Annotated in this window: 2 protein-coding genes; both read left to right on the top strand. The window is 68.2% G+C overall.

Annotation, left to right across the window (positions count from 1 at the left end):
• A partial coding sequence (locus DIE22_RS37700; protein ID WP_148092778.1) for an amidohydrolase occupies positions 1 to 1,671 on the top strand: 1,671 nt, incomplete at its 5' end.
• A gap of 1 nt (position 1,672) precedes the next feature.
• The coding region (locus DIE22_RS37705; protein ID WP_148093211.1) for a DoxX family protein at positions 1,673 to 1,923 on the top strand (251 nt) is incomplete at its 3' end.

The following is a 1,923-nucleotide window of genomic DNA, read 5'->3' on the forward strand; positions in this document are numbered from 1 at the left end:
CACGTGATTCGCGGCGGCCTGAACTACAACATGGAGCTGCGCTGGGACGGCGTGCGCTCGCTCGCGGTCGCGATGGAGATGCTCCGGCAGCAGGTCGCGATCACGCCGGCGCCGCAGTGGGTGCGCGTGGTCGGCGGCTTCACCGAGCACCAGTTCGCCGAGAAGCGCCTGCCGACGATCGACGAGCTCAATGCGGTCGCGCCCGACACGCCGGTGTTCATCCTGCACCTGTACGATCGCGCGCTGCTGAACGCGGCCGCGCTGCGCGTGGTCGGCTACACGAAGGACACGCCGGAGCCGCCGGGCGGCACGATCCTGCGCGATGCCGCGGGCAACCCGACGGGCCTGCTGCTCGCGAACCCGAACGCGACGATCCTCTACGCGACGCTCGCGAAGGGCCCGAAGCTGCCGTTCGAGTATCAGTACAACTCGACGCGCCACTTCATGCGCGAACTGAACCGGCTCGGCGTGACGGGCGTGATCGACGCGGGCGGCGGCTCGCAGAATTATCCCGACGATTACGAAGTGATCCGCAAGCTGCACGACGCGGGCGAGATGACGATCCGCATCGCCTACAACCTGTTCACGCAGAAGCCGAACGCGGAGAAGGAAGACTTCGTGAACTGGACGAAGAGCGTCAAGTATCACGACGGCACGGACTACTTCCGTCACAACGGCGCGGGCGAGATGCTGGTGTTTTCCGCGGCCGACTTCGAGGACTTCCGCGTGGCACGCCCGGACCTGCCCGCACAGATGGAAGACGATCTCGAAGGCGTCGTGCGCGTGCTCGCGCAGAACCGCTGGCCGTGGCGCATGCACGCAACCTACGACGAGACGATCAGCCGCGCGCTCGACGTGTTCGAGAAGGTGAACGAGGACATTCCGCTTGAAGGGCTGAACTGGTTCTTCGATCACGCGGAAACGATCTCCGAGAAATCGATGGACCGGATCGCCGCGCTCGGCGGCGGCATCGCGGTGCAGCACCGGATGGCGTACCAGGGCGAGTACTTCGTCGAGCGCTACGGCGCGCAGGCGGCCGAGGCGACGCCGCCGGTCGCGAAGATGCTGTCGAAAGGCATCAAGGTGTCGGCCGGCACGGACGCGACGCGGGTGGCGTCGTACAACCCGTGGGTGTCGCTCGCGTGGCTCGTGACGGGCAAGACGGTCGGCGGGATGCGCATGTACCCGCAGCGCAACCTGCTCGATCGCGAAACCGCGCTGCGCATGTGGACCGAGTACGTGACGTGGTTCTCGAACGAGGTGGGCAAGAAGGGGCGCATCGCGGTCGGGCAACTCGCCGACCTGATGGTCCCGGATCGCGATTTCTTCACGTGCGCGGAGGACGATATCGCCGACACGACGGCGTTGCTGACGGTGGTCGGCGGCCGGATCGTGTGGGGTGCGGGGCCGTTCGCGTCGCACGACGCGCCGATTCCGCCCGCGATGCCGGACTGGTCGCCCGTGCGCGCATACGGCGGCTATGGCGGCTGGGGCGCGACGCAGCGCGACGGCGCGCCGCTGCAACGGGCGGCGGCCGCCGCGATGTGCGGCTGCGCGAGCGCGTGCGGCATGCACGGTCATGCGCATGCGGGCGCGTGGAGCCGCACGTTGCCGACGTCGGACGCGAAGGGCTTCTGGGGTGCGTTCGGCTGTTCGTGCTGGGCGGTCTGACATGACGACCACAACCGGCCGGTGCAGCCCCGGGTGGATTCGCGCCCTCCTTTCGCAGGCGTGGGTCGGATCGCTGGTACGGCTCGCGCTCGTTTCCGCCTTCCTCATCGGCGGCGTCAACAAGGCGATGCACTTCGGCGATGCGGTCGCGGAGCAGGCGCATTTCGGCCTGCACCCGCCCGCGCTCTGGGCTGCACTGGCGGTTGTGGTCGAGATCGGCGGCTCGCTGTGCGTGGTGTTTCGCCGCTTCAC

It is taken from the genome of Burkholderia sp. Bp9142, assembly GCF_003853415.1.
Lineage (GTDB): Bacteria > Pseudomonadota > Gammaproteobacteria > Burkholderiales > Burkholderiaceae > Burkholderia.